This is a genomic window from Staphylococcus succinus, assembly GCF_029024945.1.
Lineage (GTDB): Bacteria > Bacillota > Bacilli > Staphylococcales > Staphylococcaceae > Staphylococcus > Staphylococcus succinus.
On record NZ_CP118976.1, the window covers coordinates 2,184,529 to 2,200,289 of the forward strand.

The 15,761-nt window shown below is 31.6% G+C and carries 16 protein-coding genes; 3 read left to right on the top strand and 13 right to left on the bottom strand.

Going from position 1 to position 15,761, the window contains the following annotated elements; genetic code table 11:
* Positions 1-2: 2 nt before the first annotated feature.
* The 3 genes from PYW31_RS10610 to PYW31_RS10620 form a co-directional block, all read right to left on the bottom strand.
* Entirely contained in the window at positions 3-1,214 is a 1,212-nt protein-coding gene (locus PYW31_RS10610) for a sugar efflux transporter (RefSeq protein WP_046837126.1), read from the bottom strand.
* Between the two features lie 81 nt (positions 1,215-1,295).
* The gene (locus PYW31_RS10615; protein WP_046837125.1) at positions 1,296-2,156 is read right to left on the bottom strand and encodes a LysR family transcriptional regulator; all 861 of its coding nucleotides are present in this window, start codon (positions 2,154-2,156) and stop codon (positions 1,296-1,298) included.
* 202 nt (positions 2,157-2,358) lie between these two features.
* Positions 2,359-3,111, bottom strand: a complete 753-nt coding sequence (locus PYW31_RS10620) for a ribonuclease FAU-1 family protein (RefSeq protein WP_046837124.1) — start codon at positions 3,109-3,111, stop codon at positions 2,359-2,361.
* Between the two features lie 213 nt (positions 3,112-3,324).
* On the opposite strand from PYW31_RS10620, the gene PYW31_RS10625 reads away from it, so the two are divergent.
* Positions 3,325-4,437, top strand: coding sequence for a 5-methyltetrahydropteroyltriglutamate--homocysteine S-methyltransferase (locus PYW31_RS10625; RefSeq protein ID WP_046837123.1), 1,113 nt, complete (start codon positions 3,325-3,327; stop codon positions 4,435-4,437).
* 76 nt (positions 4,438-4,513) lie between these two features.
* Here PYW31_RS10625 and PYW31_RS10630 read toward each other — a convergent pair whose 3' ends face one another.
* From PYW31_RS10630 to PYW31_RS10645, 4 genes are all read right to left on the bottom strand, one after another.
* The gene (locus PYW31_RS10630) at positions 4,514-5,020 is read right to left on the bottom strand and encodes a cupin domain-containing protein (protein ID WP_046837122.1); all 507 of its coding nucleotides are present in this window, start codon (positions 5,018-5,020) and stop codon (positions 4,514-4,516) included.
* Position 5,021: 1 nt separating this feature from the next.
* On the bottom strand, positions 5,022-5,738 hold the full coding sequence (locus PYW31_RS10635; protein WP_046837121.1) for a YebC/PmpR family DNA-binding transcriptional regulator: 717 nt from the start codon (positions 5,736-5,738) through the stop codon (positions 5,022-5,024).
* Positions 5,739-5,956: 218 nt separating this feature from the next.
* Positions 5,957-6,304: a transcriptional regulator, SarA/Rot family gene (locus PYW31_RS10640; protein WP_046837120.1), complete on the bottom strand. Its 348-nt coding sequence runs from the start codon at positions 6,302-6,304 to the stop codon at positions 5,957-5,959.
* Positions 6,305-6,725: 421 nt separating this feature from the next.
* Positions 6,726-7,379, bottom strand: a complete 654-nt coding sequence (locus tag PYW31_RS10645) for a Bax inhibitor-1/YccA family protein (RefSeq protein WP_046837119.1) — start codon at positions 7,377-7,379, stop codon at positions 6,726-6,728.
* Between the two features lie 452 nt (positions 7,380-7,831).
* On the opposite strand from PYW31_RS10645, the gene PYW31_RS10650 reads away from it, so the two are divergent.
* On the top strand, positions 7,832-8,641 hold the full coding sequence (locus tag PYW31_RS10650) for a LysM peptidoglycan-binding domain-containing protein (RefSeq protein WP_046837118.1): 810 nt from the start codon (positions 7,832-7,834) through the stop codon (positions 8,639-8,641).
* A gap of 477 nt (positions 8,642-9,118) precedes the next feature.
* Here PYW31_RS10650 and PYW31_RS10655 read toward each other — a convergent pair whose 3' ends face one another.
* The 5 genes from PYW31_RS10655 to PYW31_RS10675 all read right to left on the bottom strand — a co-directional run bounded on the left by PYW31_RS10655 (position 9,119) and on the right by PYW31_RS10675 (position 13,911).
* Positions 9,119-10,126 carry an inorganic phosphate transporter gene (locus tag PYW31_RS10655; RefSeq protein ID WP_046837117.1) on the bottom strand — a complete coding sequence of 336 codons (1,008 nt, stop codon included), beginning with the start codon at positions 10,124-10,126 and terminating at the stop codon, positions 9,119-9,121.
* A gap of 13 nt (positions 10,127-10,139) precedes the next feature.
* Positions 10,140-10,757, bottom strand: coding sequence for a DUF47 domain-containing protein (locus tag PYW31_RS10660; RefSeq protein ID WP_046837116.1), 618 nt, complete (start codon positions 10,755-10,757; stop codon positions 10,140-10,142).
* 532 nt (positions 10,758-11,289) lie between these two features.
* The gene (locus tag PYW31_RS10665) at positions 11,290-12,312 is read right to left on the bottom strand and encodes a sensor histidine kinase (RefSeq protein ID WP_046837115.1); all 1,023 of its coding nucleotides are present in this window, start codon (positions 12,310-12,312) and stop codon (positions 11,290-11,292) included.
* Positions 12,299-12,979 (bottom strand): response regulator transcription factor, encoded by a 681-nt coding sequence (locus PYW31_RS10670; RefSeq protein WP_046837114.1) that lies wholly within the window; start codon positions 12,977-12,979, stop codon positions 12,299-12,301. Before PYW31_RS10670 ends, PYW31_RS10665 begins: the two co-directional genes overlap by 14 nt.
* Before the next feature lie 14 nt (positions 12,980-12,993).
* The gene (locus PYW31_RS10675; protein ID WP_046837113.1) at positions 12,994-13,911 is read right to left on the bottom strand and encodes an NAD-dependent epimerase/dehydratase family protein; all 918 of its coding nucleotides are present in this window, start codon (positions 13,909-13,911) and stop codon (positions 12,994-12,996) included.
* 120 nt (positions 13,912-14,031) lie between these two features.
* Between PYW31_RS10675 and PYW31_RS10680 the strand changes: the two genes are divergently transcribed.
* Positions 14,032-14,538, top strand: a complete 507-nt coding sequence (locus PYW31_RS10680) for a GNAT family N-acetyltransferase (RefSeq protein ID WP_046837112.1) — start codon at positions 14,032-14,034, stop codon at positions 14,536-14,538.
* Between the two features lie 112 nt (positions 14,539-14,650).
* On the opposite strand, the gene PYW31_RS10685 is transcribed toward PYW31_RS10680, so the two are convergent.
* Complete coding sequence (locus PYW31_RS10685; protein WP_046837111.1) at positions 14,651-15,682, bottom strand: alpha/beta hydrolase; 1,032 nt, start codon at positions 15,680-15,682, stop codon at positions 14,651-14,653.
* Positions 15,683-15,761 lie beyond the last annotated feature (79 nt).

Below are 15,761 nucleotides of genomic sequence, written 5' to 3' on the forward strand. Positions count from 1 at the left end.
GACTACACCATACTTTCTTCAGTAAATTTTTGATCTTTTGTGAAATATATTAATATCATTCCTATAAAAATAGCAGCTGAAGATACAAAGAATACATTACCTAAACCAACCCATTGCCCCATAAAACCACCGAGCAAGTTACCACAAAATTGACCAATTACCATTGCATTAGCAAATAGCGTAGATGCGTAGCCTGGGAAGTCGGGAAGAATATCTTGAAAATAGCTGATGCCTAAACCAAGTAATATAGCTAAAAATATAGCTAAAAAGACTTGCCCTACAAACATCATAATTAGACTATCAAAAACACCTATACTAAAATAAAACAACCCACCAAAAAGTCCACCTAATATTAACAAAGTTCTAGTTGTAAGTTTCGCAGATAATACACCTAGCAACACCATAAATGGTACTTCAAGTCCAGCACAAAGACTCGCAAGACCACCTACAAAACCTTCTGGTTCTTTCAAATATTTCGTAACATATAACGGCATATTTAAGGTGTACATCCATTGCCCTATGTGTAATAAAATAAATGCTAAAAATGGTACGAATAACTTTTTATCTCGCAACATATTAGGCGCTGCCTTTTCAATATGAGTAATGTCAGTGACATTCTTTTTATTCGTCTTTATATCTTTAAAGAAGAACACCTGTAATAACAAGGTGAATAAGATGATTGTAATTGTACCACCAAACAAACCTGAATATCCATTCAAACTAAGTAATAGTGTACCGATTAACGGACCAAATAAGAATCCAAAAGAAAACATTGAACGTAGTACTGCATTGGCAAATTTCGCTTTGTCTTTAGAAGCCGAAGCATTAATTGACTCTCTCGCTGATGCATACATTTGAGGCATTGCTGGTGCAAAACACCCTTGGAAAATAGCATATAAAGCTATAAATATCCAAATTTCATGAATATAAAAATATATAGAAAAACTTAGTGCTCCCATAAACAATGCTGCAATAATAATAATTTTCCTATTAATATTATGTGTATCGGAAAACCGTGCAACAATAGTGTTCATAATAAATTGTGTAATAGCCGCTAATCCGAGGAGTAAACCATATTGCGAAGATGTCATGCCTAATTCATTTGTAGCAAATAAGATAAGGAAAGGCACTGTTATTGCAATCCCCATTCCTAAAAGCATCATATTTACAACAAATAATTTATAATTTTTAATATGTAATAACGCTCCAAACATTGAGTCGACCTCTATTCTTATAAATTATGTATTACTTATCATTCATCTTTAAATCACAGTATTTCAAAAATTATATTGTTGTTACTCTTTTGCGACATATTCCATCATTAAATTTATAAATGAATCCACTTGAGGTAACTGCAACATGCTCGAATCATAACTTAAAAAGGTCGAACGAATGAGCGGTTTTTCATCTATATTCACACGTTTGAACTCAAATTGTTCGCGATTAATTCGCTTCATCATAATTTCAGGCAATATCGTAACACCTACACCATTTAACAGCATCTCTTTACATGTCGCTACTTGGTCAACTGTAATCATTGCTCTATAGTCTTGCCCTATTTGGCTACCATACCATTCTTTAATTTGATTGATATAGATGGGATCTGCTTGAAATTCAATAAAAGGCATTTTGTCTACCTCGTCATTACGATCTTTAGGATGAATGAAATAATGTTCATCGTTAAATAAATGTGTGTTACTTAAATTCATAATTTTATTACCACGTATAATAATGACATGATAATCTCTGTGATTTGCTTTAATTTGTTCACTTGAACCTACTTGGACTTGAATTTCTACATTAGGAAATTGTCGCGTATATAAATTTAAAACTTCAGGTAACAATGTCTGTCCAATCAATGAAGAGCAACCTATAGAAATAGTACCATTCACTTCACCAATGTGCGCCTGCATTTTATCTAAAAATAAACGCTCTCTATTTAACATATCTCTTGCATGTTCAATAATCATAGTACCTTCTGTAGTTGTAATCAATTGTTTCTTAGTACGTATAAAAACATCTACCCCAAAAGCATTCTCTATAGCTTTTAAACGTTGAGTGACTGCAGGTTGAGAAATATATAATATTTCTGCTGCTTTTCTTAATGTTTTCGTTTCATCTAAAGTAGTTAACAAGCGATAATCATCAATCTTCATATTATCCCCCTATATTTAAAAGCACCATTCTTTGATTCACATATTGATTTATATTTTTCTTAAAGACTTGACTTATTTCACACAAATGAATCGATATATTTAAATTCAATTATAATGTTCACTATAACACGATTAAGCCCACACATATACCGAGTTTTCATGTGATAACATGACACTATATCATCTTCAACAAATGTTTCAGTTATTGATGTTTTTGTGATTCATTCTGTGATGGTTCTATTGGTTTATGACTACCATCTTGCGATTTATGGTAATTCTCAGATTGTACATGCTTATTTGGTTGTTGGTGTTTGTTTTCAGTGGACTTAGGTTCTTTAGGTCTATGCATTTTAGGTCTATGTTCTTTGTGTTTATGTTCTTTGTGTTTATGCTTTTGCGCTTTATTTTGTTTTTGAGATTTAGCTTTTTGTTTGATTTTATAATAACAATACATAATTTTTTCTTGCATTGTCGGAAAATCCGTATCGATCTTAATCATTAATTGATGTGCGATGACATACGCCTCATGATATTGTTTTTTCGTAATTTGTCCTTGATCTAATGCACGTTGTAAATCGTCTTCATCCACAAGCTCATATTCTCCATTAGGTAAGACAAGCACATCTAAACATAAATCTATTGTTCGCGCATGCCCTTTTTGCGTAACATTCTTAATATTTATGTCAAAGTAGTACTCTAATGGATTCCCTTTATCATCTAGCATCACTGTGATACTATAACGTTTCTTCTCAGGTAAGATTTGTAACCACTGATAATTGTCATCTGCAACGATAATATTCTGACCTACAACATTTACTTCTAATGGTTCGCGTACTTTTTTCATTGTAACTAATCCAATGATACCCTTGTACTTGTTATTATTCACTTTTACTTCTATATACTCTCTATCAATGATGCGACGCCAGTGACGCTTATCGATATATTTTACTTTCACTGCCACCAACTCCTTATCATTATTATATAAAACTGATTTCTGCATGTCATCCCATACTTAATATTAACCAACTCATAATTTTGTGCCGCGAAATTTATTTATTGTTATTGTACTATATTTCATAGTGTAAAAGCGAAATTGACAATCATAGTGAATTCTGTTAAATTTTACATATATTTTTCAGAAAATTCTATAATTAAAGGAGATTTAAACATGTCAGTTATTCAGAGGCCTTTCAGAGCAGATCATGTCGGTAGTTTATTACGACCACAACGCTTAAAAGATGCACGTACAGATTATCAAAATAATGTCATTACTCAAGAGACATTAAGTAAAATCGAGGATGAAGAAATTGAACGTATCATAGAAAAACAATTAGAAATAGGATTACATAGCATTACCGATGGTGAATTTCGTAGAAGCTGGTGGCACTTTGACTTTTTAGAGCATTTAGATGGTGTTGAAGGTTATCAACCTGAACATGGTTTATCATTCGCAGGTGTTGAAACTAGAAGTTACAATGTTAAAGTTATAGATAAAGTTACTTTTAATCCAAACCACCCTCATTTTAATCACTTTTCATTTTTACATAACAAAGTTGATGGACGTGCAACAGCAAAAGTTTCAATTCCAAGTCCTAACCAACTTTTCCACCCTGATATATTAAATGAAACTATCTATCCTGACATAGAAGATTTTGCTACAGATGTTTCTCAAGCTTATAGAGAAAGTTTACTTAAATTTTATGAATTAGGTGCACGCTATATTCAACTCGATGATGTATATTGGGCGAATTTAACTTCTGGTTCTCAAAAGACACGTGGCCGTGATCGCTCTGAAGAAGAAAAAGAAGTTGCTCGTCAACTTGCTTATCGCGTAATCAATGACGCAGTACAAGACTTACCTGAAGACTTACTGATTACAACTCATATTTGTCGCGGTAATTATAAATCTACATGGGCTATCTCAGGTGGTTATGAACCAGTAGCGCCATATTTATTCAAAGAAAACTTGGGCGGCTTTTTCTTAGAATACGATGATGAACGCTCTGGTGATTTCGAGCCCTTACGCTTTTTCCCAAAAAATAAGTCAGCAGCAGTATTAGGTCTATTCACTTCAAAAACAGGTGACTTGGAAGACAAATCAAGTATTTTAAAACGTATTCAAGAAGCACAAAACTATATCGATTTAAACCAAATTTGTTTAAGTCCGCAATGTGGTTTTGCCTCTACTGAAGAAGGAAATAAACTCACTGAAGATGAACAATGGCAAAAATTGGCTTATGTGGTAGAAATAGCAAATGAAGTTTTTGGCACAGCTAAGTAAAAATTAATATATAGCAACAAAAGCGAATGATACCTTCACTCAAATTGTGAAGGTATCATTCGCTTTACTAATACGCTCATTTGTTATTTTTATTGATTGTTTCTAATGACAGAGCATATTTTCTATTAATATCTTTAAGCTCTGGATATTGATTATTCAGCCATTCATTACTATATAATTCAAAGTTTTCAAATTTAAATGCAGGCTGACACATACAACCTACTAATGCGTAACCGTCCGTACCTTCAATTGATGATGCAAAAATCGTCCCTTTCGGAACAACATATTGTAAAACATCGCCACTTTCTAAATCTTTGCCAATAGTGACTTGGTGATACATACCATCTGGGTTTATCATATGAACAGTTAAAGATTGACCAGCGTGATAATACCAAATTTCATCTGCATCGATACGATGAAAATGCGATATATTATCATGTGTTAAAAGGAAATATATACTTGAGTATGATTCACGTCGTAACGTGCTATCATATGCCCCTTTTATCACTTCTCTATAGTAACCGCCTTCAGGATGTGGTAGTAGTTGTAATTGTTTTATCCAATTTTGTATTTCTTGTTTCATCTTATTTTAAATCCACATTATGAAAGACATTTTGAACATCTTCTAAATCTTCTAAAGCATCAACGAGTCCTTCAAATGTTTCTTGATCTTCTTTAGATAATTCTATATCAGATTGTGGTAACATCTCAAATTCAGCTACTTTAAATTCTTCAATCCCAATCTCACGTAAAGCATCTTGAACTTGCGCAAATTGATCTGGTTCTGCATATACAATTGTCAAACCATTGTCATCAACGACATCTCGAACATCAACATCTTTTTCCATCAATGCTTCTAATGTATCATCTCCACTTTTACCTTCAATACCAAATACGGCTGTATGGTCAAACATATAAGCAACAGAACCAGAAACGCCCATATTCCCACCATTTTTACCAAAAGCAGAACGTACATCTGATGCTGTTCTGTTAACATTGTTTGTAAGCGCATCTACAATAATCATTGCGCCATTTGGCCCGAAACCTTCATATCTTAGTTCGTCATAATTTTCTTCTCCCGCGCCTTTTGCTTTTTCAATAGCTCTATCTATAATATGATTAGGAACTGCATATGTTTTAGCGCGTTCCAACGTTAGACGGAGCGCTTGATTAGATTCAGGATCGGGTTCACCTGATTTAGCTGCTACATATATTTCTTTACCGAATTTTGCATAAATTCGACTTGTATTTTTATCTTTTTGGGCCTTTTTTTCTTTAATATTATTCCACTTACGTCCCATAATTTCATCTCGCTTTCTCGATAACTACTAATTTACTAACAAGATATATTATACAATATTTTATTAAGATAACATAGACGGATGCACATATCATTCTTAGACTGAAAATCACATTATATATCATAAATTCTGAAAATAAAGTAGCACGTTTTTGCTAATTTATTTATTATTTTAAATGTTTTATTATTTATCAGAATCGCCCCTGCAATCTATATTTCCTACATTTCAATATCTTCTAACAATGCATTATATTTTTTGATATTTGCTTTATTCATTAAAAGGTATACTTTGCGTTCGTCTTCTGATGAACGCACTTTATTTACTCTACCTTGGTCAATTAATCGTCTAATAGAAGCAAGAACCTTCGTTCGACTTAATTCTAACTCATCTATAACTATTTTTAAGAATGTCTGTAATAACATTTTTTGTTCACTACAATGTTTCTGAATGAGTTCTAATATCGCTATATCATTCATGGTTAATTTATAAGTTGAATCTATATAGTGCATTAAACTATTGTATTTTTTATAGACATTTAAATAGTATGCTTTCTTTTCTTCCTTCACCCTTTATACCTCCAATAAATATGAATTATCCAGCTATAAGATAATCATTATTCTATATATTCTGCTTCATTATCATTTGGCATTCACTCATGTATTGTGTTAAATACTATATCCTATACTTAGATTGGATATCATCCCTATTCCAAATAGAACACTAATATGCATAGTATTATATTCCATTTATGGTGTCAATTTATCGATTGTAATGATAATTTTCATATTTTATGACATTAATTCATATCTGCTAAACTAATCAATCCTTATATTCATACCCTTTAAATGTCATATTATTATATTTAATTCATAATAATTTCCAATAAAAAAACACACTCAAATATACTTAAAGTGTGTTAAAAACTAACTTTTAGAGTTATCTAATATCATGTCTATAACCTATCAAACATAAACATTATGCGTGAAGTTATTTTTTGAAGCGATTTGCTAAGTTTAATACGTACTTTATGATGTGTAATAGGTTTATAAATAAATTAAAGCCCATCTCTCGTGGTGAAAATTGCCCCCGTTTCATACGATTAAAATCATATAATGTGTATAGGAGAAAAAGTAATAATCCGACTACGGTTATAATTGTATGGAAAATTGGATTTTGTATAAACATCCCTATAAGACTTGCAACAATTAAAGCAATCAATGTTACAAATAAATATTTTCCCATACTAGAAGCATTTCCAATTAAGAAATAGCCAATAATACCAAAAGCTATAAATGCTGCAATAGCTAATATAATATTTTTATAGAATACTTCTGGCCCTAGATTCTGCAAATATATCGTGAAGGTCGCATATGATAATAAACCGACTACTATTGCATATATATGGGAAATCACGAGTCCATATTTACGTGCTCGGTTTGAAATAACCGTAATAAGGACCAATCCGAGTAGTACAAATGATAATGGTTTTCTCCACTCCATTGGTAAGTATTGTCCAAAGTAACAACCTATACCAAAAATAATCCAGTAATATACAAAAAATAGCCAAACTTTACCATATGCATGTGACTTAGACTTACTTTTAGACTGTTGCTGATGTGTGTGTTGTGCTGATTCAGCCAATTCTCCCACTCCTTAATTATCTATCATTACTTTTGTAACCAATATAACATTTCTGAATCAAAGTTAATATCATTCACTCATTCCATTACTTTAATATTTATATTTTCACTCATTTCTTATATTGCAAACATCATTTTGAAGTCATCACTTTCAAAATTTAACTATAAGGTACAAAAATAGGTGCAAAAATAGTCCAAAGAAATATTACAGAATGTTAAAGTGACAGGATTAATTATAGGTATATGATGCTTTTAAAACTGCATTGTGAAGGTATTCAACCAATATATTATGATTTGATTTTAAATGTTAATAATATTACAACTCTATAACATCAAACACAAAGCAATGCTTTTTTGTTAGTATGAAACGTGAATTTAGATTAAAAATCTTAAAAATGTATTTAATTACTTAATCGGGCGTTAAATATAATAGGAATCAGAGGAGGAGTTCTTTTGAAAAAGTTAGCATTTGCAGTCACAGCTGCTTCAGGTGCAGCGGCATTTATCGCTAATCATGAAGCCGATGCTTCAACTCAGCACACGGTAAAATCTGGTGAGTCACTTTGGACTATCTCACAACAATACGGCGTATCCGTAGAAGAGATCAAACAAAATAACAATATCAATAATAATATTGTATTTCCGGGACAAGTTATTGAAATTGGTGGAAGTGCATCACAAGAAGGCTCAAGTTCAAATACTACTTCACAATCATCTGGTGGCACTACACACACGGTTAAGTCTGGAGAATCATTAAATATAATCGCTAATAATTATGGTGTTACTGTAGATGAACTTGTTTCAGCAAATAACTTAAATGGTTATATTATACAACCTAACCAAACACTAACTATTCCTGGTACTACAGGAGCAGGTGGCTCTGGTGGTAACACTACACAAACAAGCAACACAAACACTGCTTCAACAGCTAGTGATCAAAACTTATACGACTGGGGACAGTGTACATGGCACGTATTTAATCGTAGAGCTGAGACTGGCCAACCGATTAGTACATATTGGTGGAACGCTGATCATTGGGCAAACAATGCTGCTGCTGATGGTTATACTGTTAATAATACGCCAAGCGCTGGATCAATCTTACAAACATATTCAGGCGCTGTAGGTCACGTTGCATATGTAGAACAAGTTAATCCTGATGGAAGTATTTTAATTTCAGAAATGAATTACAATACACCTCCAGGTACAGTGGATTATCGTACTATTCCTGCTTCAGAAGTTTCAAGCTATAATTATATACACTAGTACAAATTAAATCGTTTATGGATTATCTCCATACCGACGTAGTTCACCGATAAATTTTCTAATGTGAGTTTAACTCACTTATGAAGATTTATCGGTTTTTTTAATTTACATACATTCAATAAAATTTAAATACTAATTCTATATATAGTAACGATATTTTCATATATTTCTATTATCATAGTCATAATTTGACAATTTCAAATATGATTTTGTATGCATAACCTCTGTGTGACCGTAACAGCAATAATCAAGGCTTATATATACTTTCTGTTGAGGTTAATCCTTTCATTTTATATTCCCTCACAATAACGCTCTACACCTCACTTATAAAAATGGTTTTTATTGCTCATATTGTATGAAATATCATAAAAAATAAGCAATAACCTAAAATGGTTATTGCTTATTTTTTAATGTAGCTATCATCTCATGTGAAAACTACTATATATTAATACCTATTATTTTAATTGAAGTTTAAAATTAAAGGAAAATATTCATAATATAAAATATAACTGCTGCTAATACTGCCGAAATAGGTAATGTAATTACCCAAGTTATAATCATTCGCTGTGCCGTGTTCCATTTCACACCTTTAATACGGTTAGATGAACCAACACCTAAGATAGATGAAGATACAACATGTGTCGTTGATAGCGGAAAATGTAATGATGATGCTACAAAAATTGTTAATGCAGATGATAAATCTGCTGCAGCTCCATTAGCTGGACGAATTTTCATGATGTTTCCACCAACAGTTTTAATGATTTTCCAACCACCAACTGCAGTACCTAAGCCCATTGCAGTCGCACAAGCAACTTTAACCCATAGTTGTGGTTCTACACTTGAACCTGTTTGCACACCAGCAACGATTAAAGCTAGCGTAATGATTCCCATTGATTTTTGAGCATCGTTGGTACCATGTGAAAATGATTGTAATGATGCTGTGAAAATTTGGAAAAATCTAAAATTACGATTCGCTTTCGTCAAATTAGCATTTTTAAATACGACTTTTACAATAGAGTAAATAATGAACCCTACACCAAAAGCAATGATTGGTGATACAAGTAATACGATAATGATTTTTGCAAATCCTTGATAATGTAGTACAGCAAATGAACCTTGTGACGCTATAGCCGCTCCTGCGATTGAACCAATCAACGCATGAGAAGATGAACTTGGTATACCATAAAACCAAGTAAGTAAATTCCATAAAATTGCTGAAATAATTGCAGCTAATACTACAACTAGCCCATTTTCTAATTTAAATGGGTCTACAATATCTTTTGTAATTGTACCTGCAACCCCAGTAAAAGTTAATGCACCAATAAAGTTCATAACTGCTGCTAATAGAATAGCAGTTCTAGGAGTTAAAGCACGCGTTGAAACAGCAGTAGCAACAGCATTGGCTGTATCATGGAAACCATTGATAAAGTCAAATACAAGTGAAAAAATTACGATAGCTACTGTGATGATCAAAATATATTCCATAAGTTAGGACTCCTTAGCTATTTTTCATAATTATAGTTTCAAAGTTATTTGCTACAGCCTGACATTTATCAGCGATTTCTTCCATACTTTCGTATATCTCTTTAATTTTAATAAGTGTGATTGGATCTGTCTCACTACTAAAAATATGTTTGATAGACTGACGTAAAATACCATCACAATTTGTTTCGAATTCTTTAATATTAATTGAATGGATGCGCATGTGTGATAATTTTTTATCAACAAGTAATCCAACAGCTAGCTTCATTTCTGCAATAGCTTTTTGAATGTTGTCGACAAATTCAGCCATATATTCATCTGTGTATTCAATAGAGTACATTTCAAACATTGCTGATGTTTCTTCCATTGCATCTAAAACATCATCAATTGCGTTACATAAAGAGAGGATATCCTCACGTTCAATAGGTGTGATAAAAGTTTGATTTAAATCTGAAATGACTTGATGCATCAATTCGTCACCATGTGATTCATACGTTTTAATGTTGTCTGAATATGCTTTAAGATCTAAGTGACTATTAAAATCCATTTTACCAAATTCAATTGCTGCTCGGTCTAAGTTAAAGACCATTTCCTCAAGTTGCACCATGAACTTATCTTTTTTCTTGTTAAACATCCAAAAAATCCTCCATTTACAGCGACTGTTTCCAATCACCTTCAATAAATTTAAAAAATTAAAATCCTTTCAGACAAACTAAGATTGGCAAGATTTACAATTCCCTCATCATTTTATTAATCAATATGTTTGTTTGTTATATGTATATTAATGAGTTTTTGCTCGTATAGTTTTAAAAAATCTCACAAAATGTCGATTTGTCCTTAATTGAAAATAGCACAAAATTTACAATCCCACAATTAAATTTACAAATTCTTAACATTACATTTCTGTAAACATATTGATTGTGTGTTATTACACTTAATAAATATATTGATTTGTAACTCCTAATTTATGTTCATTATTAAATTGTACGCATTTCCATTTCTATTACAAAACAATAACACACTACATATAATTGCATATTTATTATAATGATTCAACTAGTAATTTTGTTACTGCTTATATTGTTGTCATTGCTTATTTTTCTACTATGATAAAGCCATAATGTTAACCCACAAAAAAACTTTGGAATACAAAATGACTTCCAAAGTTATTGCGATAATCTTTCTATTATTTCGTTTTGATTAGGAAACATAAATTTAACTTCTGTTCCTTCTAGCTCGTGAGAACTAATATCTACCTGTATACCTAAACTATTTTTAACATTATTTACAAGATACAAACCGATGCCCGAAGATGTAGTCTCATTTCGAAAGCCTGTAGAGGTAAAACCTTTATCATAAATTCTAGGTAAGTCTTTCTTACTTATCCCCCTACCTTCATCTTTAATAACTAATGTCACATGATTATGATCATTAAAGCTTTGAATATGAATTGTCCCTTCATTGCTATATTTGATAGCATTAGATAATATTTGCCTAATCATCATTCGAGACCATTTACTATCTGTATATACTTTATACTCATTTTCAAAATTAAGATCATAATCAATACCTTTAGCCTGACTAATATATCGTGTGATTTGTATCTCTTCTATAACCAATCTTTTTAAATCAACGTATTCAAAAAATACATCATTATTTCGTGACTCTAACTTTGTTAAATAAAGTTGTCTGTCTAACATATCGTTAATGCGTGACCATTCAAAAAGAAGAGCCCGTTTTCTTTCTATATCTTGTTCTTTTTCAATCATTAATTTTAAAGCTGTCACTGGTGTTTTAATATCGTGTACAAAATCAGTGAGCGAAACCTCAGTTGAACGAATTTGTTTCTTTTGCTCAGTGACAACCATTTTTTGGTCTGTAATTTTTTGATATAAATAATCGACAATTTCCTTTTGAAATGGTGTATCAGCTAATGCTTTATGTTTAAGTGCTTCAGGCTCTATATTATTTTCCAAATGTAAATAAAACCTTATTTCTTTAATATAAGTAAAAATCAGAAAGACAACTGATAATCCAAGATTCAATACTATGATATATAAAATACTGTTCACACTTATATCAACATCTATATATGCAATACCTAAAACTATAAGATGTAATACAATCAGCCATAATATCCAATTTATACGTGACTGGATAAACTTAAAAATCCATTTAAAATGTATCATGCGCCATGTATCCTTTACCTATCTTCGTTTCAATGGCATCTTTCATATCAATATCTGCCAATTTTTTTCTCAAACGATTCACATTTACTGTAAGTGTATTATCACTTACGAAGGCTTCATCATCCCATAACGCTGTAATTAATGTGTCTCTCGTTACAATTTCACCTTGTTTTTTTACTAACATTTCTAAAATAATCATTTCAGTTTTAGATAAATAAATTACCTTATCCTCTTTAGTTATACTATCTTTAGACAAATCAAGTGTTGCCTCTAACCAAGATAATACACGTTTTTCTTCTATACTAAATTGATAGACTCTTCTATAGACAGCTTGAAGTTTAGCTATAAGCACACTTGTATTAAAAGGCTTTTGTACATAGTCATCTGCACCCAATTCCATGCTCATTACTTGATCCATAGGATTATCTCGAGATGATAAAAACAAAATCGGCGTATTGGAAATTTCTCTTATTTTTCGAGTCCAATAGAACCCATCGTATTTAGGTAATTTGACATCCATAATTACAATAGCAGGATTCACTTCTTTAAATTGCGTCAATACGTCATTAAAATCATCGATACCATTAACTTGAAAATCCCATTGTTCAAGTTCTTCACTTAATTCCTTAAATAATGACATATCATCCTCTACTAATAAAATGTTCACAATTCCACCTCTTTTTATTTTGTGTATTTTATATCTTCACCTGACTGAATACGACCATTAAAATGTTTAATACGACAATCTATTTCAAAGCCTCTCATCATTAAACCTTGAAATGGCGATTGGATTAAATAATATATAGGCCATATTAATTTAGGTATATAGTCATATAAATGAACGATAACTGTTTGCGTACCTTGTAACTTTCGAAATTCTAGTTTACCTTGTTTCTTTAAATTTGGTTTAACTAAGGTACCACCCACTAGATGTAATGTAATTATATCTTCTTCTGTATACGCTTTGTGCAGCACAAGTAATGGCTTACTTTTATCTTTAATATATATCATATAATTATTATCGTCCCTGTAAGTATGTAACAATGTGCCATTTGTTTCATTTAACCAACTCATGTAATAGTCTACCATTTGGTTAAGTGACCAATTCATTGGTAATTGCATACTTAATGCACTACGTACATCATCATATTTTGAAACTTGAAGTTCTACAGCCACATGCGGACGTGGTACTTTTGCTTCTGTTTTTTCTACTGGTACACCATATGCAGATAAGCGTTGTACCGTTTCATCATCAAATCGCCCACCACTAATGTAAATCATTTTACTCACACCTTGTTTAGCAGCAGCGCGCCCAAAGTTATCTGCAGCAATAAGATTCATATCTCTAGCAGTAGCTTGAGTAAGTTTGGCTGAATGTTTCGTAGGATCTAAATAGAAAATAGCTATATCCATTGTTTCCATTGATTCTAACACGTCATTATAATTAAAAATATCTTTCTTTAACCATGTTATATCTTTAAAATCATCTTCTTTTGGGTATTTAGACATTGTAAATAGCTTTGCCTCTGAATTGATAAATTGAATAAGATGCTTGCCTATATACCCTGTTACACCTGCCAATAAAATATTAGGTTTCATAGTCTTACCTCCTGATATTAGTTTACCTCAATTTTATTATTGTCTAGTAAAATCATGCTAATGATGTTAAGTTATACTATAATTGCGCATTAGCAAATTAGAAATGAGGAGTGGACACTTATGGTTCATCAAATTCGAGAAATTAGTATCAATGATATAGATGCTTTCATAAAATTATTAACTACAATTTATGATGAATCTGACTATTTGATATATAATCCTGGTGAATATGCACCATCTACTACAGATGCCATATCTCATTTGGAACATTTCATAACATCGCCTTCCAACGCCATTTACGTAGCTGAAAATAATAACGAGCTTGTTGGTTTCGCGACTGTTACTACAGAAAATTTAGAACGTGCACGTCACGAAGCCAACTTTTCAATGGGCGTAATTAAGCACTACAGAGAAAAAGGATTAGGGCAAGCATTAATTAATTCTATAGAAGCATGGTGTTTAAACCATGAAATCCGTCGCATCGAAGTCTCAGTAGTACCGGAAAATGCAACTGCCGTCGACTTATTCAAATCCGCAGGATATCAACTAGAAGGCGAGTTAAGAGATAAACTTTATATTGATGGTCGCTATTACAACAAATATGTTTTATCTAAATTATTATTATAATCTACCTCTTAGATCATGAAGTAAACGTTTCTTTATTATTATTCTAATAATAAAAGCAATAAAAGCCAAATAACAATATTGTTATTTGGCTTTTATTGTTAAGTTTTTATTTTTAATACGGATTTAATTCGATGCCATTTGGATTTGATTCCCCAGATTTTAATTCTGTTTCTACACCTGAAGCACTTGTATTCCTACTTAAGAACCTCAATGTATCTTTCATATTTTGTTGTGATTCTGGTTTATTCATATGAAATTGGTACTGATGCCTCAATTGGTGCGAACCATCATAAAATAATTTATCAGTAGGTACATCTTTAGATTTTAACTTCTTATAAAATGCTATATTTTGACTATAAAATGGATCAGCATCGCCCACCGATAAAAATGTAGGAGGGTAATCTTTTGTAACTTGGTTTATTGTAGACATTTCACTTATATATTTAAATTGTTGTTCCCAGTCTCGCTTACCTGTATAACTTTCCATGAAAAGCTGTATTCTAGGAAATTCTGTAGCTTTCACTGTTTTCATATCATAAAAACCACCATAAAAAATAGCCGCTTTAATTTGATTTGGTTTAAACTGTTGTTTAAATTTCATATCATCTCGTAAAGATTTGTTAGTTTGGATTGCTGTATACTGGCTAGACAATTGTGCTCCGGCCGAATCCCCACCAAACACAACCTGATTAAAATCAATAGGTAATTCATGTTGATTCTTTTTAATAAACTGTACTGCTCGATCAATCTGATTTAATTGAGTTGGGTATTTATTGTCAGGCGCAAGGGCATAGTTTACATTTACCACTATATATCCTTGTTCAGCAATTTTGGAGAGTAATGGGTTTTTATATTGTTTATCGCCAGCGATGTAGCCCCCACCATGCATCCAAAAGATAACAGGTAATTTGTTATCTCTTTCTAATTCAGTCGGTGTTAATATATCTAATCTACTATTTGGTAACCCGCTACTATAAGTAATATTTGTAAATGCGTTTACATTTTTATTGTTGATTTGTACCTTTTCTCTTACTTCTTGTGCATGTTGTCGATCAAATTGTTGCTTCAACAACACTGCAGTAACAACTGCAACAATTACAAATATAAAAAGCGTAATAATGGTCCATTTGTGTTTTTTCTTCATGCCTTACCTTTCCTTTCGGATGCATTGTAACATAATTTATAATGACACTGTAGTAAATGTAAATACTATCGTTATATAA